The sequence below is a fragment of the Rhodococcus ruber genome (assembly GCF_016804345.1).
Classification (GTDB): domain Bacteria; phylum Actinomycetota; class Actinomycetes; order Mycobacteriales; family Mycobacteriaceae; genus Rhodococcus; species Rhodococcus ruber.
In genome coordinates this window covers 4546049-4564700 of the sequence record NZ_CP044211.1, presented here as the reverse complement: position 1 = coordinate 4564700, position 18652 = coordinate 4546049, and the positions used below count along the sequence as shown (strand labels likewise).

General features: G+C 71.1%; 17 protein-coding genes and 1 riboswitch. Of the genes, 12 read left to right on the top strand and 5 right to left on the bottom strand.

Translation table 11 applies throughout. From position 1 onward, the window contains the following. Positions 1-5 precede the first annotated feature (5 nt). The 4 genes from F1734_RS20980 (at position 6) to F1734_RS20965 (ending at position 5858) form a co-directional block, all read left to right on the top strand. A complete protein-coding gene (locus tag F1734_RS20980; RefSeq protein ID WP_203010999.1) occupies positions 6-1625 on the top strand; it encodes a 4-hydroxyphenylacetate 3-hydroxylase family protein in 1620 nt (539 codons plus the stop codon). A gap of 19 nt (positions 1626-1644) precedes the next feature. Beyond that, positions 1645-2493, top strand: coding sequence for a catechol 1,2-dioxygenase (gene catA, locus F1734_RS20975; RefSeq protein ID WP_040270710.1), 849 nt, complete (start codon positions 1645-1647; stop codon positions 2491-2493). 84 nt (positions 2494-2577) lie between these two features. Beyond that, positions 2578-4662, top strand: a complete 2085-nt coding sequence (pta, locus tag F1734_RS20970) for a phosphate acetyltransferase (protein WP_102031404.1) — start codon at positions 2578-2580, stop codon at positions 4660-4662. Further along, entirely contained in the window at positions 4659-5858 is a 1200-nt protein-coding gene (locus F1734_RS20965) for an acetate kinase (RefSeq protein WP_017681276.1), read from the top strand. Before pta ends, F1734_RS20965 begins: the two co-directional genes overlap by 4 nt. A gap of 83 nt (positions 5859-5941) precedes the next feature. On the opposite strand, the gene F1734_RS20960 is transcribed toward F1734_RS20965, so the two are convergent. Both F1734_RS20960 and F1734_RS20955 read right to left on the bottom strand, forming a co-directional pair. Continuing rightward, on the bottom strand, positions 5942-6811 hold the full coding sequence (locus tag F1734_RS20960) for an endonuclease domain-containing protein (protein WP_102031403.1): 870 nt from the start codon (positions 6809-6811) through the stop codon (positions 5942-5944). 163 nt (positions 6812-6974) lie between these two features. Next, on the bottom strand, positions 6975-9065 hold the full coding sequence (locus F1734_RS20955) for a serine/threonine-protein kinase (RefSeq protein WP_420803896.1): 2091 nt from the start codon (positions 9063-9065) through the stop codon (positions 6975-6977). On the opposite strand from F1734_RS20955, the gene F1734_RS26580 reads away from it, so the two are divergent. Next, positions 9055-9516, top strand: a complete 462-nt coding sequence (locus F1734_RS26580; RefSeq protein WP_420803895.1) for a hypothetical protein — start codon at positions 9055-9057, stop codon at positions 9514-9516. The genes F1734_RS20955 and F1734_RS26580 overlap by 11 nt on opposite strands. On the opposite strand, the gene F1734_RS20950 is transcribed toward F1734_RS26580, so the two are convergent. Then, complete coding sequence (locus F1734_RS20950; protein ID WP_010592245.1) at positions 9513-10478, bottom strand: glutamate ABC transporter substrate-binding protein; 966 nt, start codon at positions 10476-10478, stop codon at positions 9513-9515. The genes F1734_RS26580 and F1734_RS20950 overlap by 4 nt on opposite strands. Further along, positions 10475-11833 carry a hypothetical protein gene (locus F1734_RS20945; RefSeq protein ID WP_010592244.1) on the bottom strand — a complete coding sequence of 453 codons (1359 nt, stop codon included), beginning with the start codon at positions 11831-11833 and terminating at the stop codon, positions 10475-10477. Before F1734_RS20945 ends, F1734_RS20950 begins: the two co-directional genes overlap by 4 nt. Positions 11834-11961: 128 nt before the next feature. Between F1734_RS20945 and F1734_RS20940 the strand changes: the two genes are divergently transcribed. Next, positions 11962-12813 (top strand): NUDIX hydrolase, encoded by an 852-nt coding sequence (locus tag F1734_RS20940; RefSeq protein ID WP_010592243.1) that lies wholly within the window; start codon positions 11962-11964, stop codon positions 12811-12813. Between the two features lie 66 nt (positions 12814-12879). Here F1734_RS20940 and thiE read toward each other — a convergent pair whose 3' ends face one another. Beyond that, complete coding sequence (gene thiE, locus F1734_RS20935; RefSeq protein WP_040270720.1) at positions 12880-13569, bottom strand: thiamine phosphate synthase; 690 nt, start codon at positions 13567-13569, stop codon at positions 12880-12882. Between the two features lie 26 nt (positions 13570-13595). Further along, positions 13596-13708, top strand: a riboswitch (TPP riboswitch). Between thiE and thiO the strand changes: the two genes are divergently transcribed. The 6 genes from thiO to F1734_RS20905 all read left to right on the top strand — a co-directional run bounded on the left by thiO (position 13706) and on the right by F1734_RS20905 (position 18651). After that, positions 13706-14764, top strand: coding sequence for a glycine oxidase ThiO (thiO, locus tag F1734_RS20930; protein ID WP_225222524.1), 1059 nt, complete (start codon positions 13706-13708; stop codon positions 14762-14764). Its footprint overlaps the riboswitch before it by 3 nt. A 5-nt stretch (positions 14765-14769) precedes the next feature. Further along, on the top strand, positions 14770-14985 hold the full coding sequence (thiS, locus tag F1734_RS20925) for a sulfur carrier protein ThiS (protein ID WP_010592240.1): 216 nt from the start codon (positions 14770-14772) through the stop codon (positions 14983-14985). Next, positions 14978-15760 carry a thiazole synthase gene (thiG, locus tag F1734_RS20920; RefSeq protein WP_040270724.1) on the top strand — a complete coding sequence of 261 codons (783 nt, stop codon included), beginning with the start codon at positions 14978-14980 and terminating at the stop codon, positions 15758-15760. Before thiS ends, thiG begins: the two co-directional genes overlap by 8 nt. Before the next feature lie 289 nt (positions 15761-16049). Then, a complete protein-coding gene (locus F1734_RS20915; protein ID WP_010592238.1) occupies positions 16050-16679 on the top strand; it encodes an antibiotic biosynthesis monooxygenase in 630 nt (209 codons plus the stop codon). Positions 16680-16900: 221 nt separating this feature from the next. Further along, positions 16901-17845 carry an ABC transporter ATP-binding protein gene (locus F1734_RS20910; RefSeq protein ID WP_203010998.1) on the top strand — a complete coding sequence of 315 codons (945 nt, stop codon included), beginning with the start codon at positions 16901-16903 and terminating at the stop codon, positions 17843-17845. After that, the gene (locus F1734_RS20905; RefSeq protein ID WP_064066344.1) at positions 17842-18651 is read left to right on the top strand and encodes an ABC transporter permease; all 810 of its coding nucleotides are present in this window, start codon (positions 17842-17844) and stop codon (positions 18649-18651) included. The genes F1734_RS20910 and F1734_RS20905 overlap by 4 nt, the downstream gene beginning before the upstream one ends. Position 18652: the final 1 nt, after the last annotated feature.

Genomic DNA, 18652 nt, shown 5'->3' with positions numbered 1-18652 from the left:
AGAGCATGACCACCACCGAAGCAGCCCCCGCCACCGGCACCGTGGACCGGTCGAAGGTCAACGTCGCCGCGGACCACCCGGCCAATCAGCAGCAGAACTTCGCCGCCCGGCCCATGACCGGCGACGAGTACATTGCGTCGATCGACGACGGCCGCGAGATCTACCTGCACGGCGAGCGCGTGAAGGACTTCACCAACCACCCCGCGTTCCGCAACTCCATCCGCATGACCGCCCGGCTGTACGACGCGCTGCACACCGGCGAGCACGTCGGCACCCTCACCACCCCCACCGACACCGGCAACGGCGGGGTGACAATGCCGTTCTTCCGCACCCCGAAGTCCGCGGACGACCTGCGAGCCGACCGCGACGCCATCGCCACCTGGGCGCGGATGACGTACGGCTGGATGGGCCGGTCCCCCGACTACAAGGCGTCCTTCCTCGGCACGCTCGGCGCCAACGACGAGTTCTACTCGCCGTTCCAGGACAACGCCAAGCGCTGGTACCGCGAATCGCAGGAGAAGGTCCTGTACTGGAACCACGCCATCATCAATCCGCCGGTGGACCGGTCGCTGCCCCCGGACGAGGTGGGCGACGTGTTCATGAAGGTCGAGAAGGAGACCGACGCCGGCCTGATCGTCTCCGGCGCCAAGGTCGTCGCCACCGGCTCGGCGATCACCAACTACAACTTCATCGCCCACTACGGCCTGCCGATCAAGAAGAAGGAATTCGCCCTGATCTGCACGGTGCCGATGGACGCTCCCGGCATCAAGCTCATCTCCCGGGCCTCCTACTCGCAGAACGCCAATGTCGTCGGCTCGCCGTTCGACTACCCGCTCTCGTCGCGCATGGACGAGAACGACGCCATCTTCATCTTCGACAAGGTGCTGGTGCCGTGGGAGAACGTGTTCATGTACGGCGACGTGGAGAAGATCAACAACTTCCTCGGCGGCTCCGGCTTCCTCCAGCGCTTCACCCTGCAGGGCTGCACCCGTCTGGCGGTCAAGCTCGACTTCATCGCCGGCCTGCTGATGAAGGCCCTCGACGCGACCGGCGCCGGCGGGTTCCGCGGCGTGCAGACCCGCGTCGGCGAGGTCATCGGCTGGCGCAACCTGTTCTGGTCGCTCACCGACGCGATGGTCAACAACCCGGAGCCGTGGATCGGGGACACCGTCATCCCGAAGCTCGAATACGGCCTGACCTACCGGATGTTCGCGATGCAGGGCTACCCGCGCATCAAGGAGATCATCGAACAGGACGTCGCGTCGGGCCTGATCTACCTGCCCTCCTCCGCGGCCGATTTCAAGAATCCGGACGTGCGGCCCTACCTGGACAAGTACGTCCGCGGCTCGGACGGCATCACCGCGGTGGACCGGGTCAAGGTGATGAAGGCGCTGTGGGACTCGATCGGCTCCGAATTCGGCGGCCGACACGAGCTCTACGAGCGCAACTACGCCGGCAACCACGAGAACGTCAAGGCCGAGCTGCTCTTCGCGGCGGAAGGCCGCGGGGACGTGTCCTCGATGAAGGGCCTGGCCGAGCAGTTCATGAGCGAGTACGACCTCGACGGCTGGACCGTGCCCGACCTCGTCGGCAACGACGACGTGTCCCACTTCCGCCGCGCCTGACCACTTCCCGGGAGACACCATGACCATCACCGAAAGCCCCACCGCCGTCGCCTCCGGCAACGCCGCCACCGACAAGTTCAAGGGCGAACGCTTCACCGCCGACACCTCACCGGAGCGGTTGTCCGCCATCGCGACCGAAGCCCTCGCGGGATTCAGCGCGCTGATCCAGAAGCATGCCGTCACCTACGACGAGTACCGCGTGCTCAAGCAGTGGCTCATCGACGTCGGCGAGGGCGGCGAGTGGCCCCTGCTGCTCGACGTGTTCGTCGAGCACGAGATCGAGGACGTCAACTCCCGGCGATTCCGCGGCACCAAAGGCAGCATCGAGGGGCCGTACTACGTTCCGGGCGCCCCCGAACTACCCGCACAGTGCACCCTCCCGATGCGCGACAAGGATCGCGTCCATGCCCCGCTGGTCCTGCGCGGGCAGGTCACCGACCTCGACGGTCGGGGCCTCGACGGCGCACGTATCGAGATCTGGCACGCCGACGACGAGGGCTACTACTCGCAGTTCGCCCCGCACCTGCCGCAGTGGAATCTACGTGGCACCGTCGTCGCCGACACCGAGGGCCGTTACGCGATCACCACCATCGAACCGGCCCCGTACCAGATCCCGACGGACGGGCCCACCGGCCGGTTCATCGAGGCGGCCGGCTGGCACCCGTGGCGCCCCGCCCACCTGCACCTGCGGGTGACCGCGCCCGGCCGGCACCCGATCGTCACCCAGCTGTACTTCGCCGGCGGTGAGTGGCTCGACGACGACGTCGCGACGGCGACGAAGCCGGAACTCGTCCTCGACCCCCAGGCCGACGACGCCGGGCGCAGGGTCGCCACGTACGACTTCGCGCTCGACCCGCTCGCCGACTGACACCGCCCCGCCGCCGGTGTGTCTTTCGGGTTGCTCCCGCAGCCCAAAGGACGCACCGGCGGCGAGCCGCCTATCGTGTGAGCCATGAGCGCCGCCGCCGAGTCCGTGTCGAGCATCTACATCGCCGCCCCGGAGGGCGACACCGGCAAGTCCACCGTCGCGCTCGGCCTGCTCCAGGCGCTGTGCGCCTCCGCCGCGCGGGTCGGTGTCTTCCGCCCCATCGCCCGCTCCGACGGCGACCGCGACTACATCCTCGAACTGCTCCTCGAACGCATCACCGTCGACCTCGACTACGACGAGTGTGTCGGCGCCACCTACGACGACGTGCACGCCGACCCCGAGGCCGCCCTCAGCGAGATCGTCGTCAAGTACCACGCCGTCGCGGACCGCTGCGACGCCGTCGTCATCGTCGGCAGCGACTACACGGAGATCGCCAACCCCAGCGAACTCGGCTACAACGCCCGCATCGCCGCGAATCTCGACGCGCCCGTCCTGCTCGTCCTGCGTGGCTCGCGGCGCACCCCCGACGAGGTGGCGCAACTGACCGGCGTGTGCACCGCCGAACTCGCCGCCCAGCACGCCCACCTGACCGGCATCGTCGTCAACCGCTGTCCCGCCGACCGGCTCGACGAGATCGCCGCGGCCGTCGGCGACCGGGGGGTGCCGCTGTGGACGCTGCCGGAGGTGCCGATCCTCGTCGCGCCGACCATGGGGGAACTGCTCACCGCGGTCGACGGCGAACTCTACAGCGGTGACCCGGAACTGCTGCACCGCGAAGCGCTGCGCGTCATGGTCGGCGGCATGACCGCCGAGCACATCCTCGAACGCCTCACCGAGAGCGTCGTGGTCATCGCGCCCGCGGACCGCTCCGACGTGCTCCTCGCCCTCGTCAATGCCAATGCGGCCGAGGGGTTTCCGTCGCTGGCCGGGATCATCATGAACGGCGGGCTCCTGCCGCACCCGGCGGTGGCGCAGCTCGTCGCCGGGCTCAAGCCCAGCCTGCCGATCCTGACGACGAGCCTCGGAACCTTCGACACCGCGTCGGCGGCCGACCGGACGCGTGGCCGCATGGCTCTCGGCGCGCACCGCAAGATCGACACCGCCGTCGCGCTGATGGAACAGCACGTGGACACCGATCAGCTGTTGAGCCGCCTCGACGTGCCCCGGCCGTCCGTCACGACCCCGCAGATGTTCGAGTACCAGCTCATCGACTGGGCACGCCGCCGGCGCCGGCACATCGTGCTGCCCGAGGGCGACGACGATCGGATCCTGCGCGCGGCGGGCCGTGTCCTGCAACGCCGGATCGCCGACCTGACGATCCTCGGCGACGAGACCCAGGTGCGGCGCCGGGCCACCGAACTCGGCGTCGACCTGAGCGCCGCGGAAGTGCTCGATCCCAGATCGTCCGACCTCGCCGAGCAGTTCGCCGAGGAATACGCCCGGCTGCGTGCCCACAAGGGAATGACGATCGAACGCGCCCGCGAAATCATGAGCGACATCTCGTATTTCGGCACGATGATGGTCCATCTCGGCATTGCCGACGGCATGGTCTCCGGTGCCGCGCACACCACCGCCCACACCATCCGGCCGTCCTTCGAGATCGTCAAGACCGAACCCGGCGTGTCCACGGTGTCGAGCATCTTCCTCATGTGCCTGTCGGACCGGGTGCTCGCCTACGGCGACTGCGCGGTGGTCCCCGACCCCACCACCGAACAGCTCGCCGACATCGCGATCTCCTCCGCCGCCACCGCCGCCCGTTTCGGCATCGAACCGCGCATCGCGATGCTGTCCTACTCGACCGGCGAATCCGGGTCGGGCGCCGACGTCGACAAGGTCCGCGCCGCCACCGCCCTGGTGCGCGAACGCCGGCCGGATCTGCCGGTGGAAGGACCGATCCAGTACGACGCCGCGATCGAACCGTCCGTCGCCAGCGCCAAACTGCCCGGCTCGGAGGTCGCCGGCCGGGCGACCGTGTTCATCTTCCCGGACCTCAACACCGGCAACAACACCTACAAGGCCGTGCAGCGCAGCGCCGGAGCCGTCGCCGTCGGGCCGGTACTGCAGGGCCTGCGCAAGCCCGTCAACGACCTGTCGCGGGGGGCGCTGATCCAGGACATCGTGAACACGGTGGCGATCACCGCCATCCAGGCGCAGGAGGTCGACGAATGAGCGCCCGGACGGAAGGCACCGTGCTGGTGCTCAACTCGGGCTCGTCGTCGATCAAGTTCCAGCTCGTCCACCCCGGGACCGGGGAGTCGGTGGCGCACGGTCTCATCGAGCGGATCGGCGAGCCGGAGGGCCGGGTCGTGTTCCACCACACCACCGGAACCGAGGAACACGTCGGTCCCATCGAGGACCACCGGGCCGGACTGCGGATCGTCCTCGACTGGGTGGAGGGACTGGGCCGGCCCCTGCGCGAGGCCGGCATCATCGCCGTCGGCCACCGGCTCGTCCACGGCGGTGAGGTGTTCCACGAGCCCACCCTCGTCGACGACGACGTGGTGCGCACCGTCGAGGAACTGTCCGTTCTTGCGCCGCTGCACAATCCCGCGAACGTCATCGGCATGGAGGTCGCGCGCGAGGAACTGCCCGACATTCCGCACGTCGGGGTGTTCGACACGGCGTTCTTCCACGCCCTGCCCGCCGCAGCCGCGACCTACGCGATCGACCGGGACGTCGCCCGGGCACACGGAATCCGGCGGTACGGGTTCCACGGCACGTCGCACCAGTACGTGTCCGAACGTGCGGCGCGGTTCCTCGGACGCGAGCTGTCGGAGCTGAACCAGATCGTGCTGCATCTCGGCAACGGTGCGTCGGCCTCCGCGATCGCCGGCGGCCGGCCCGTCGACACGTCCATGGGACTGACCCCTCTCGAAGGTCTGGTGATGGGAACCCGGTGCGGTGACATCGATCCCGGCGTGCTGCTGCATCTGAATCGCAGCGCGGGGATGGACGTCGACACCATCGACGGCCTGCTCAACCGGCGCTCCGGGCTCAAGGGCCTGTCGGGTGTCAACGACTTCCGGGCGCTGCTGCGGCTCGTCGCCGAGGGTTCCGAGGACGCGAAGCTGGCCTACGACGTCTACGTGCACCGGCTGCGCAAGTACCTCGGCGCATATCTCGTCGAACTCGGCGGCGTCGACGTCGTCGTGTTCACCGGCGGGGTGGGCGAGAACAACGTCGACGTCCGCCGCGACGCCCTCGCCGGCCTCGAACGCCTCGGCATCGTCGTCGAAGACGCACGCAACGTCGCGCCGGAGCGCGGCGAGCGACGCATCTCGGCGGACACGTCGCAGGTGGAGGTCCTCGTGATCCCCACCGACGAGGAGCTCGCGATCGCGCGGGCGGCCGCGGCGCTGGTGTAGGCGAGAGGGACGTTTCTGCGCCGAGCGGGAGGTTGTCGTCGAGGCCACTCGGCCGATGCCGCGAGATCCTCCCGCTCGCTTCCTCACCACCGGGCGCCGGCCGCCCGCAACGCCGCCCGTACTCGCTCGAGCACGACGTCCGGGCGCTCGGCGAGCAGTCGAGCGTCGACTCGGACGACCCGCCATCCCGCGGACTCGAGCAGCGCGTACCGGTCGATGTCCCGGGTGCGCTGGGCGGGGTCCGTCCAGTGGTGTCCGCCGTCGTACTCGACGAGAACCCGCCAGGATCGCCACCCCAGGTCGGCGCGGGCGAGCAGTCGTCCGTCCGCGGCACGGACGTGGATCTGGGTCTCGGGAACAGGAAGCCCGCCGCGCACGAGCAGCAGGCGCGTCCGTGTCTCGGGCGGGGACTCGGCGCCGCCGTCGACGAACTCGAGCACCTGACGCAATGCGGACACCCCACGCGCTCCCGCGTGCCGGCAGGCGAGCTCGCGGATCTCCGCAGGCTTCACACCGGTGGCGTGACACAAGGCGTCGAGGAGTTCGACAGCACGGTCCCCTTTCGCAGTGCGGCCGAGGTCGAACCCCGTCCGCGCCGGACTTGTCACCGTCATTCCGTCCACGCGGCACAATTCGTCGTCGTCCGGGATGCCTTGCCGGACGACGATGCCGGAGGGCGCACGCACGTGACCGGCCCGAAGCAGCTCCGCCGGGGCGGAGCCGTCGATCCACTTCGTCCCGTGCAGCGCCGCGGCCGACAGTCCGGCGAGCGTTCCCCTGCCCGCCGACCACAACCACGCCGCCCGGGCCCTGTTGCGTGCCGTAGGCGCGACACCTCGCCGCACGTAAACATCGCGGTGCAGGCGGACGAATCCGTGCCGCAACTCGTAGGCGGTCAGCGCACCGGACGCGATAGCCTCGGTGCCCCGGAAGGGAGCGTCGAAGGAATGCACGGACGCACACGATGCAGGGCGTCCGGCCGTTGCGGAACCCACCTCGCCGGACTGTGGACAACTTCGGAGTTGTCCACAGGGACGGTGATCGGGCGACCCCCGCGCCGAGCGGGAGGTTGTCGTCGAGCCTACTCGGCCGATGCCGCGAGATCCGCCCGCTCGCTCACAGCAGGCTGCGGGGGCGGATGGCGTTGGCCAGGTCGACGAGCGTGAAGCGGTGGGCGCGGGTCGGCGCGTTGCGGGCCAGGTCCCGCAGACCGGTCTCGGTACCGCTGCGAAGACCCCTCTCGTCGAACGGGACGTCGAGAATCGGGTCCGATTCGCGCCGTGCCGAGTGCCCGGCGCGGACCCAGTCGAGAGCGATCGAGAGCACCAGGGTGCGCATCTGCAGAAGCCGTCCCTCCTCGGGCGACAACGTCGCCACCCGCCGCGCGGCCTCGCGCAGGTCGGCCTCCTCGATCTCCTCGACCGGACGGTCGTGCAGCAGGATCAGCACGGTCGTCATCCGGGCGACGGCGTGGTGCCGGGAACTCGGCGGCACCTGGTCGAGAGCGGCGATCGCGGCTGCCCGATCGCCGCGGAGGGTGAGTTGCCGCGCCAGACCGAACGCGGCACTCACCACGTTGTGGTCGGTGCGCCACACGGTGCGGTAGTAGTTCTCGCAGAACGCGCGCCAGGCACCGGGATCGTCGCTCTCCCAATGCTGCAGGATGAGTTCGGCCGTGGCCGCCAGGGCGAGCTTGGGTGCGGCCTCGCCGGGCGTCGCGGCGAGCACCTTCTCGAATCTGCCGAAGGCGGACTCGTATTCGCCGTTGATCAACTCGGCGAGACCGGCGTACCAGTCGATGCGCCAGTCCGCTCCCAGGTCACGTTCGAGCTTGCCCAGGATCTCGGTGGCGCGCACGCCGTGCCCGAGGTCGAGATGGGCGCGGACCTCGGCGAGGGTGATCTCCCGGGAGAACGAGACGTCGGCCGTGCCGACGACGCGCTCGATGCCGTTGTCGCGCGCGTGGCGCAGCGCGTCGAGGGTCTGCTGAGGTTCGCTGTGCACCGCCGCCGCCAACAGTGCCGCGCTCGGATCGAGCGGGTCGAGCAGCGGAACGGGCAACGCCGCCGCCACATCACGCGCCGCGAGGTTCTCGTCCCGTTCGACACCGTCGACGATCGAATCCGTGCGCCCGACGGCCTCGTCCGTGCCGAACGTCGTCCGCTGCCGGCTGAACACCGACGACAGCCCCGGATGCTCCTCGCCGGTCTGCTGCGACAGGATCTCGCGCAGGACACCGGTCAGCTGGCTCGCCATCTCGTCGGCCGACTCGAACCGCCGCTGCGGATCGGAATCGGTGGCCCGCAGCAGCAGCCGGTGGTAGGACTCGTACTCCGCCAGCAGCGGCGCCTCGGCCGGCGTGGGGAGGCCGTCGGCCGGACGCCCCTGCTTCCACGGCATGTCGAGGGTCAGCACGGCGAGGGTCCGGCCGACGGTGTAGATGTCGGACGCCACGGTCGGGCCGGTGCGCACGATCTCCGGGGCCTGGTAGCCCGGCGTGCCGTACAGGTAGCCGTAGTCCTCGATTCCGGTGACGGCACCGAGATCGATGAGCTTGAGTTGCTCCTCGGTGACCATGATGTTCTCGGGCTTGAGGTCGTTGTAGACGAGCCCGACCGAATGCAGATAGCTCAGCGCCGGCATGATCTCGAGGACGTACGCGACGGCCTGCTCGACGGGCATCCGCGCGGGCTTGGGGCAGGTGTCGAGCACCTCGCGCAGCGAGTGCCCGCCGACGTATTCCATGACGATGTAGCCCATCGGGCTGCCGTCGGGGCGAGGGTGCTCGACGAAGTTGAAGATCTTCACGATGCTCGGATGCGTCACCTCGGCGAGGAACTGCTTCTCGGCCAGCGCGACGGCCTGCGCCTCGGCGTCTCCCGAGTGCAGCAGACCCTTCAGGACCACCCAGCGATCGCTGACGTTCCGGTCGATCGCCAGGTAGATCCAGCCGAGACCGCCATGGGCGAGACAGCCCTGCACGACGTACTGTCCGCCGACGACGTCGCCGACCGCGAGCATCGGAGTGAACTCGAACGGGGTTCCGCACGAAGGGCATCGGCCCGACGTCGCGCCCGGTCCGTTGGGGGTGCTGCGGCCGACCGGCTTGCCGCACTTCCAGCAGAACCGTTTGCCCTCGGCGACGTGCGGGTCGCGCAGGACGACGGACTCGGGATCGACGGGGGTCGGGACGGGGATGTCGACCATACCTGCGAGACGTCGCCGCGACGGCAGCCGCGACCGGGAGCGGCGCGAGGACGACCGCTGCGACGGCACGCTCGCCTGGCGGCTGCGCTGTGTTTCCGGACCGATGCTCGGTGCTGTTTCCGGACCGATGCTCGGTGCTGTTTCCGGACCGATGCTCGGTGCTGTTTCCGGACCGATGCTCGGTGCTGTTTCCGGACCGATGCTCGGTGCTGTTTCCGGACCGATGCTCGGTGCTGTTTCCGGACCGATGCTCGGTGCTGTTTCCGGACCGATGCTCGGTGCCGTTCCCGGACCGATGCTCGGTGCTGTTCCCGGGCCGGCGCTCGGTGCGGTCGCCGGACCGGACTCCGGCGGGGCCGCCGGTGCAGTGGCCGGACCGGAATCCGGGGGTGCCGCGGACGCTGTCGCCGGTCCGGTGTCGTCGTCGGTGTCGGACATGGGTTCTCTCTAGTCCACGTACGTCGGGGGCGGCGGCGCCGGGGCGGGCCCCAGGACGGTGAGCCAGCGGTTGTAGATCTGCGTCCACGTGCCGTCCCGACGGATCCGCTCCAGGGTGCCGTTGACGAACCGCACCAGATCCTCACGGCCCTGCGCGATCCCGATGCCGTAGGGCTCGGTTCCGATCGGCGCCCCCACCAGTTCCAGGTACGGGTCCTGGGAGGCGAGCCCGGCGAGGATCGTGTCGTCGGTACTGACCGCGTCGACCTGGCGCTGCTGCAGCACGACGAGACAGTCCGCCCACGACGGGACCGTCAGGATCGCCGCGGACGGCTGCAGTTGCCGCAGACGCATCAGCGACGTCGTGCCGCGCACGACACACACCCGCCGGCCGGCGAGATCGGCGACGTCCCGGACGTCGGAGCCCTGGACCACCAGGACACGCTGCTGGGCGACGAAGTACACCGTGGAGAAGTCGACGCGTTCACGTCGGGCGCACGTGATCGTCATCGTCTTCGCGACGATGTCGACGGTGGAATCCTGCAGGGCCTGCTCCCGGTCCGCGGAGTTCAGGATCCGGAAGTCGAGCAGGTCCGGGCTGCCGAGCAGATCCCGGGCGATCTCGCGGGCGATGTCCACGTCGAACCCGGCGATCCGGCCGGTCGAGGGGTCGCGGAAACTCATCAGGTTGCTGCCGGTGTCGAGCCCGACGACGAGGCGCCCGCGCGCCCGGATCGCATCGAGGGCGGGCCCGGTCGTCGCCCCGTCGGGACGCAGCCCGGCGGTCGGGTCGCCGCAGTCCGGCTCCGGGGGGATCGGCACGTCGGTAGGCGCGAGTGCGGCGCGCTCCGGCAGCGGCGGCTCGGTGTAGGACACGTCGGGGCCGACGACGATCTCCGGCTGCGACGTCGCGCACCCACCGGTGAGGACGGCCGCGGCGACGACGGCGGCGAGGAGGGCGTTGCGGATGTTCACAGGTACTCCCGGATCCGTGGCGCCAGTCCTCCCACGACGCCGATCCCCGCGAGCACGGTCAGCACCCACGCGGCCGGTGCGAGCGCGGACAGCGTGTCCGCGGCGCGGACTTCGTTGCCGCGGAGTTCGGCGCGCGCGAGGTCGATGCCCCGTTCGAGGGCGCGGTCGACGGCGTGGAACTGGGCCGCCGCCTCGTCGGGCCCGGGGCCGGTGGCGAGGATCGCGGCAGCCGGGTAGTCGCCCCGGTCGAGCGCCGCCTGCACGCGGTCGTGCGATGCCAGCCAGGCCGTGCGCGCTTCGGCGGCGCGGCCGGCGGGTTCGGCCTGGGTCTCCACGTCGGCCGCCGCGGAGCCGGTGAGCAACTCGTCGAGACGGTCCATGCTGCCGTCGAACATCGCGTCGTATTCGCCGGTGACGTCCCGCCGGACCAGCTGCAGCGTCTCGGCGGTCCGGGCCTGCTGGGCGAGGATCCGGCTGTCGGTGAAGACCCCGAGCGGTTCGCCGCCGCGCTCGACGGCGTTCCGGGTGGCGCTCGACGAGATCAGTCCCGCAACGAGGAGCCAGCACAGCAGGATCCCCGTCGAGGCGATGGCCGCGAGCAGACCGAGGTTCAGGGTGCGGCGGCTGATCCGCGAGACGATCACGTGCACGCCGGTCAGCGCGACGACCGTCACCAGCAGCATCCCGATCGACGTCCACGGCGGCTGCACGGCCGCACGCTGGGTGGACGTGACGGCGGACGAGCTGCGTTCGTACAGTTCCTGCGCCATCGGCAGCAGTTCGGACTGCATCAGGTGCGAGGCCTCGCCCAGGTAGGCGGCGCCCACGGGGTTTCCGACGCGGTTGTTCGCACGAGCCGTCTCCACCAGGCCGGTGTAGACGGTGAGCCGACCGGCGATGTCCGCCACCAACCGGGCGCCCACCCTGTCGTCCGCGGCGATTCCGCCGGCCGCGGCGACGAGCTGGGTGGACGCCTCGCCGACGGCCTGGGTGTAGCGTTCCCGCACCTCCTCGGGTTCGATACCGCCCGCGATGAAGCCGGTGGCGGCGGCCGCGTCCGCGACGGACAGGGCACTGTAGAGACTCTGGGCGGCGTCGGCGAGGGGTTCGACGGAGGTGAGCAGCCGACTGTGCGTGGCCTGCCGGCTCGTCACGGTCTGACCTGCGACGATGCCGGAGACGATGAGGAGGATCAGCAGCAGGGCGCCGAGCGTGAAGAGTGCGACGGGGGTGGATCGGAGCAGGGCGCGCCAGTCGTCGGCGCGGCGGTCGTGGTCGACGACGGGACCGGACACGTCGCCGCGCTGGAGGCGACCCCCGACCGCGCCGAGCGTGGGGGTCACGCGCACGTCCACGAGAGCACCCCTTCCGATGTGGCACTGTGTGTGGCGAGCATATAAGCAGTACTGGGATGTTGTTGCCGTCCGAGGACGGTGGACGCCCGGCTCGCGGCCTGCGACCGGGCGGCAGGGAGGCGGACGCGATGCGAGGTGACGGGGACGGCTGGGCCGTCGGACCCGACGGTGGTCGCCGGTGGGGCAGATTCGGCGCGGCCGGGCTGCTGCTGCGTGCACCGCTGCCCGACGGCACCCCGGCCGTGTTGCTGCAGCACCGCGCGGCGTGGAGCCACCAGGGCGGCACGTGGGCGCTGCCCGGCGGCGCCCGCGACAGCGACGAGAGTCCCGTCGTCGCGGCTGTACGGGAAGCCGAGGAGGAGACCGGGATCGACCCGGCTGCCGTGAGCGTGCGCACCGAGCGGGTCACCTCCGGCGTCGACGGAGGATGGACGTACACCACGGTCGTCGCGGACACCCCGAGCCCGATGGAGACGACCCTCAACGGGGAGAGCACCGAACTGCGCTGGGTGCCGGAGGCGGACGTCGAGACCATGCCCCTGCACTCCGGGTTCGCGGCCGCCTGGCCGGACCTGCGGACCCGGGCGGTGCGGATGCTGCTCGACACGGCCAACGTCCTCGGCGCGCGGCCGAACGGCTGGTGGCGCGACCGGCCGGGCGCCACCGCACGACTGCTCGCGGAGCTGGCGGAGTCGGTGCCCCGCACCGTCGAGCTGCCCGGCGGCTCGTTCGGCTGGGTGAGCCGCATCGAGGCGGTCCTCGAGGGGCAGGCCCGCGCGGCGGTGATCGACGACGACCGCACCCTGGTGCACACCGCCGCCGGCAGCGGAGACGACGAACTGGCCGTCCTGGCGAAGGGCACGTCGGCGGTCCTGGACCAGGTGCTCACCGTGGTGGTGACGGCCGACCGGGGACTGCGCGCCCGGCTGCCCGGGGATGTGCCGACCCTGGCGCCGTCGACGGTGCTCGACTGGCTGTGACGGACCGTCAGCGGGCGGCGCCGCCAGTGCGGCCGCCGCGGGTGCGCGACCGGCTGTGACGGACCGTCAGCGGGGCAGCGCGGCCTTCAGCGCGGCCGCCGCGGTCCGCGGATTCGGTGCCGCGGTGATGGCGCGGACCACCGCGATGCGGGTGGCGCCGGCGTCGAGCACCTCGGGCAGCCGCTCGGCATCGATGCCGCCGATGGCGAACCACGGCCGCCGCGGCTGCGACCGGGCCACCTCCCGCAGCACCTCGAGGCCCGCTGCGGTGCGGCCCGGCTTGGTGGGGGTCTCCCACACCGGTCCGTTGGCGAAATAGTCGACGCCGTCCTCGATGTCGGCCAGGCTGGCCTGGGCCCGGCTGGCGGTGGAGCGGCCGATCACCACGTCGTCGCCGAGGACCTGCCGGGCGTACCGCACGGGCAGGTCGCCCTGCCCGAGGTGCAGGATGTCGGCGCCGGCGGCCAGGGCGATGTCGGCGCGGTCGTTGACGGCCAGCAGGGCCCCGTGCCGGTGGCAGGCGGCGGCGAGCACCTCGAGCGCCTCGAGCTCCTCGCGGGCCTCGAGCGGGCCGAACTTCTTCTCGCCCGCCGAGCCCTTGTCGCGGAGCTGGACGATGTCGACACCGCCCGCGAGTGCCTCCTCGACGAATCGGGCCAGGTCGCCGGTGTCGCGACGGGCGTCGGTGCACAGGTAGAGCCGGGCCTGCGCGAGGCGTTCCCGGGGGGCGGGACGGTTGCCGCGGTAGGTAGTCACGGCGGAGACGGTAGTCTCTGCTCTGAACGAATCGACACGGGAGTCCCGGGGATCGCGGGGCTGAGAGGGGGCCTGCCGGCCCCGACCGTCAGCACCTGAACCGGATCATGCCGGCGCAGGGAGTGAGGTGGACGAACTGTTGGGAACCGTATCCGTCGTCGGCGGAGGCGTGATCGGGCTGTCGATCGCCTGGCGCACGGCCCGGGCCGGCTGGACCGTGACCGTGCACGACCCGTCCCCGGGAGCGGGGGCGTCGTGGGTGGCCGGGGGGATGCTCGCACCGTTGTCGGAGGGCTGGCCGGGTGAGGAACACGTCCTCGAGCTGGGTGCCGCGTCGCTGGCCCGCTGGCCGGCGTTCGGTGCCGAACTGCTCCGGGAGACCGGCCTCGACCTGTTCACCTCCACCGCCTCGCTGACCGTCGCGCTGGACGCGGCCGACGCCGCCGACCTGCGCACGATCGCCGAGTGGGTGTCGGCGCAGGGGCACGAGATGCGCGTGCTCGGCCGCGCCGAGGTGCGCGAACTCGAGCCGTCGCTGGGGCCGCGCATCCGTCTGGGTCTGCTGGCCCCGGACGAGCTGGCCGTGGACAACCGGGTCCTCGTCGACGCGCTGCGACGGGCTGCCGCCGGGGCCGGCGTCAGCTTCGTCGACGAGCCGGTGCGTGACGTCACCGAACTGGACGCCGACCGGGTCGTGCTCGCGGCCGGTGCCGCCTCGGCGCGGTTGTGGCCGGGCCTGCCGGTGCGGCCGGTCAAGGGGGAGATCCTGCGGCTGCGGACCCGGCCGGGCGCGGCTCCCGCCCCGCACCGGACGGTCCGCGGCAGCGTGCACGGCCGGCCCGCGTACCTGGTGCCGCGCGCGGACGGACTCGTCGTCGGCGCAACCCAGTACGAGGCCGACGACACGCAGGTCACCGTCGCGGGGGTGCGGGATCTCATCGCCGACGCCGAGGCGCTGTTCCCGGCGATCGGCGAGTACGAGCTGTACGAGGCGAGTGCGGGGCTGCGACCCGTGAGCCCGGACAACCTGCCGCTGATCGGCCGGCTGTCCGAGCGGGTGATCGCCGCGACCGGGCACGGCCGCAACGGCGTGCTGCTGACCCCGGTCACGGCGGACGCGGTGGTCGCGGAGCTCGCGGACGAACCGCTCGCTGTGGCGAAATATGCTGATCCGCAACGATTTACCGAGGAGTGAGTGTGATGAACGGTGCGCCGACGGTGGGAGTCACGGTCAATGGGGAGGAGCGCTGGTTCGCCCAGGCGCCGACGATGGCCGAGCTGCTGAGCGGACTCGGCCTCCCCGACCGGGGGGTCGCCGTCGCCGTGGACGGTGCCCTCTTCCCCCGGGGACGGTGGTCCGAGCGCGTCGAGAAGGGCTGGCAGATCGAGGTGCTGACGGCGGTGCAGGGTGGCTGAGCGCAACCCCGGCCACGACCTGCCGCCCCTGACGATCGCCGGACGCAGCTTCGCCTCGCGGCTGATCACCGGCACCGGTGGGGCCGCGAATCTCGCCGTGCTCGAGGAGGCCCTCGTCGCCTCCGGCACCGAACTGACCACCGTGGCGATGCGCCGGGTGGACGCGGCGTCCGGGACCGGCGTGCTCGATCTGCTTCGCCGCCTCGACATCGCGCCGCTGCCCAACACCGCCGGCTGCCGCGGCGCCGCCGAGGCGGTGCTCACCGCGCAACTCGGTCGCGAGGCGCTCGGGACGGACTGGGTCAAGCTCGAGGTCGTCGCCGACGAACGCACGCTGCTGCCCGACGCGATCGAACTCGTCTCGGCCGCCGAACAACTCGTCGACGACGGGTTCGTCGTGCTGCCCTACACCAACGACGATCCGGTGCTGGCGCGACGGCTCGAGGACGTCGGCTGTGCCGCCGTGATGCCGCTCGGCTCGCCCATCGGCACGGGGCTGGGCATCTCCAACCCGCACCACATCGAGATGATCGTCGAGGCCGCCGGGGTGCCGGTGATCCTCGACGCGGGCATCGGTACCGCGTCCGACGCCGCGCTCGCGATGGAACTCGGGTGCGACGCGGTGCTGCTGGCGACCGCGGTGACCCGGGCGAAGGACCCGGCGCTCATGGCGTCGGCGATGCGCCACGCCGTCGAGGCGGGCTTCCGGGCCCGGCACGCGGGCCGCATCCCGAAGCGGTTCTGGGCGCAGGCCTCGTCGCCGCTCGAACCCTGAGGCGACCGGATGTGAGGCGGTGACGGTCGGTTTCTCGACGGACCCGGTGGTGCCGCACGCGTCGCGGCACCCCCGGCCTCGTCGAGGGCGGAGAACGGTCGTGCACGGGGGGGCACTGCCCGCGCTCGCAGGGCGGCAGCGGCGGCGGACGAAGGTCGTGCGAAACCGGTCGCCCCGCAATGCCGGCGCACGCCCGTCTATTGCCTCCAGCGGATCGGGGGAGCATGGTGAAACCCGGGGGGACGACAACGACCGGCGGCGCCGCGTCGGCACCGCCCTGAGGAGAAGGGTGCCGATCGTGTTCGCACGCTCGACCACAATTCACGCGCATCCGTCGTACATCGACGCCGGGATCCGGCACGTACGCGACACCGTGATGCCCACGCTGGCAGACATCGAGGGCTGCCTCGGCATGTCCCTGCTCATCGATCGCGGCACGGGCCGGTGCATCGCGACCAGTTCGTGGCGGGACGAGGACTCGATGCGCGCCAGCGAGGACACGGTGCGCATGCTCCGTGACGACGCGGCCAGGATCTTCCACGGCACCACGGAGGTGTCGCGGTGGGAGATCGCCGTCGTGCATCGCGACCACCGTTCGGATCGCGGGGCCTGGTGCCGGGTCACGTGGGTCGAGACCGACCCGGCGCACATGGACCGCGGCGTCGACCTGTGGAAGATGGGCGCACTGCCCGAGCTGGAGGAACTCGACGGGTTCTGCAGCGCCAGCCTGATGATCGACCGCGCATCCGGCCGCGGGGTGTCGTCCGTGACGTTCGACAGCGCCGAGGCGATCGAACCCCACAGGGAACGCCTCGACGGTATCCGGGCCGCAGTGACTCGCGAGGCGGGCGCGGAGATACTCGACACCTGCGAATTCGAGCTCGCCATCGCGCACCTGCACGTCCCCGAGACGGTGTGAACCGCAGGCTCGGGACCGGTCGTCCTCGATCCGGCGAAGTCTCGTCGCCGGCCGAAATGTCGCCCTGGCCGGAGTGAGCGCGGTGCGGGGTCTTCGGTCCGGACGGACCTGCGCGGTCGCGGGTGGGACTCGCGCCTGCTGAACCGTGGCGGTGGGTGAGTGTCGGGGCGGAGGACGACCCCGCGCGGCGCGATCCGGCCGAATCGGGCAGGCTGTGGGTCATGATCGAAGTGACCGGACTGACGAAGACCTTCGGTTCCACCGTCGCCGTCGACGACGTGACATTCACCGTCCGGCCGGGGATCGTCACCGGATTCCTCGGCCCCAACGGTGCCGGGAAATCCACGACGATGCGGATGATCCTCGGCCTCGACCGGCCCACCGCCGGGACCGCGCTGATCGGCGGCGTCCCCTACCGCCAGCTGAAGCGGCCGCTGCGGACCGTCGGTGCCTTGCTGGATGCGCGCTGGGTGCACCCGAACCGGTCGGCGCGGGCCCACCTGCGCTGGCTCGCCGCATCCAACGGGCTGCCGAACTCGCGGGTCGAGGAGGTGCTCGCGCTCGTCGGCCTGACCGAGGTGGCCGACAAGCGCGCGGGCGGCTTCTCGCTCGGCATGTCGCAGCGGCTGGGACTGGCCGGCGCGCTGCTCGGGGATCCGAAGGTGCTGTTGTTCGACGAGCCCGTCAACGGCCTCGACCCCGAGGGCATCGTGTGGATCCGCCGATTCATGCAGGCCCTGGCGGCGGAGGGGCGCACCGTGCTCGTGTCGAGCCACCTGCTGTCGGAGATGGCGCAGACCGCGGATCATCTGCTGGTGATCGGCCGGGGCCGGCTCATTGCGGACACGTCCGTCGCGGAGTTCGTCGAGCGGGCGTCGGAGGCGACGGTGCGGGTGCGCAGCCCGCAGCTCGACACCCTCCGCACGGCACTGGCCGGGCAGGGCCACGCCGTCCGGGACGACGACGGCGCGCTGATCGTCAGCGGCGTCACCACCGCGCAGATCGGGGAGCTCGCCGCCGCGCACTCGGTCGTGCTGCACGAGCTGGCGAGCCGGAACGCCTCGCTCGAGGAGGCGTTCATGAAACTGACCGGAGACGACGTGGAGTACCAGGGAGCCGTGGCCGGAGACCCGGCCGTGCAGCCCATGAAGGGGGAGCTGCGATGAGCGTGGCCGTCGACAACACCGGGGCGGCGAGCGTGGCCGTGGACACCGTCAAGGCGGAACGGATCAAACTCACCTCCACCCAGTCGCCGTGGTGGTGCACCGTCGTGATCGTTGCGCTCGGCCTGGGCCTCGCCGCGATCCTCGGCGCCGCCTCCAAGGCGAGCATGTCCGTCGACGACGAGATGGGCCGGTTCTACCCGACCGTGGACGTCGCGGTCAGCGGCGTCGCCGGCTTCGGCGTGCTCGTGCTGATGATCCTCGCGGCGCTGTCGGTGACGAGCGAGTACCGGTTCGGGGTCATCCGCACCACGTTCCAGGCGATGCCGAACCGCAGCGTCGTGCTCGTCGTCAAGGCGCTGCTGATCGGGCTGTTCGGCGCGGTGCTCACCGGCGTGCTGGCGCTCGCGTCGTTCGCCCTCGCCAAGGCCCTCGCGGGCCCGGAGGCCGGGCGGGAACTCGTCCTCGAGGGCGACCAGGCCTGGCGGTCGATCTACGGCGTCTCGATCTACGCGCTGCTGTGCGCAGTGCTCGCCGTCGCCGTCGGGGCGCTGCTGCGCCAGTCCGCCGGCACCATCGCGCTGCTGTTGCTGTGGCCGCTGCTGATCGAGTCGCTGTTCGCCTTGTTCGGTTCGTTCGGCCGGCAGGTGCAGCCCTTCCTGCCGTTCGCCAATGCCAACCACTTCCTCGGCAGCGATCAGGGCATCGACTTCCACTGGGGACCGTGGGGTTCGCTGGTGTACTTCGCGGTGTTCGTCGCCGTGGTGTTCGCTGCCGCGCTGCTCGTGGTGAACCGGCGCGACGCGTGAG

Bases quoted from the DNA above. Each gene is read 5' to 3' on its own strand.
- thiS (WP_010592240.1), top strand. From the start codon at position 14,770: ATGAACGGTGCGCCGACGGTGGGAGTCACGGTCAATGGGGAGGAGCGC.
- catA (WP_040270710.1), top strand. From the start codon at position 1,645: ATGACCATCACCGAAAGCCCCACCGCCGTCGCCTCCGGCAACGCCGCC.
- F1734_RS20955 (WP_420803896.1), bottom strand. From the start codon at position 9,065: ATGGTCGACATCCCCGTCCCGACCCCCGTCGATCCCGAGTCCGTCGTC.
- F1734_RS20965 (WP_017681276.1), top strand. From the start codon at position 4,659: ATGAGCGCCCGGACGGAAGGCACCGTGCTGGTGCTCAACTCGGGCTCG.
- F1734_RS20905 (WP_064066344.1), top strand. From the start codon at position 17,842: ATGAGCGTGGCCGTCGACAACACCGGGGCGGCGAGCGTGGCCGTGGAC.
- F1734_RS20910 (WP_203010998.1), top strand. From the start codon at position 16,901: ATGATCGAAGTGACCGGACTGACGAAGACCTTCGGTTCCACCGTCGCC.
- F1734_RS20940 (WP_010592243.1), top strand. From the start codon at position 11,962: ATGCGAGGTGACGGGGACGGCTGGGCCGTCGGACCCGACGGTGGTCGC.
- pta (WP_102031404.1), top strand. From the start codon at position 2,578: ATGAGCGCCGCCGCCGAGTCCGTGTCGAGCATCTACATCGCCGCCCCG.
- F1734_RS20980 (WP_203010999.1), top strand. From the start codon at position 6: ATGACCACCACCGAAGCAGCCCCCGCCACCGGCACCGTGGACCGGTCG.
- F1734_RS26580 (WP_420803895.1), top strand. From the start codon at position 9,055: ATGTCGACCATACCTGCGAGACGTCGCCGCGACGGCAGCCGCGACCGG.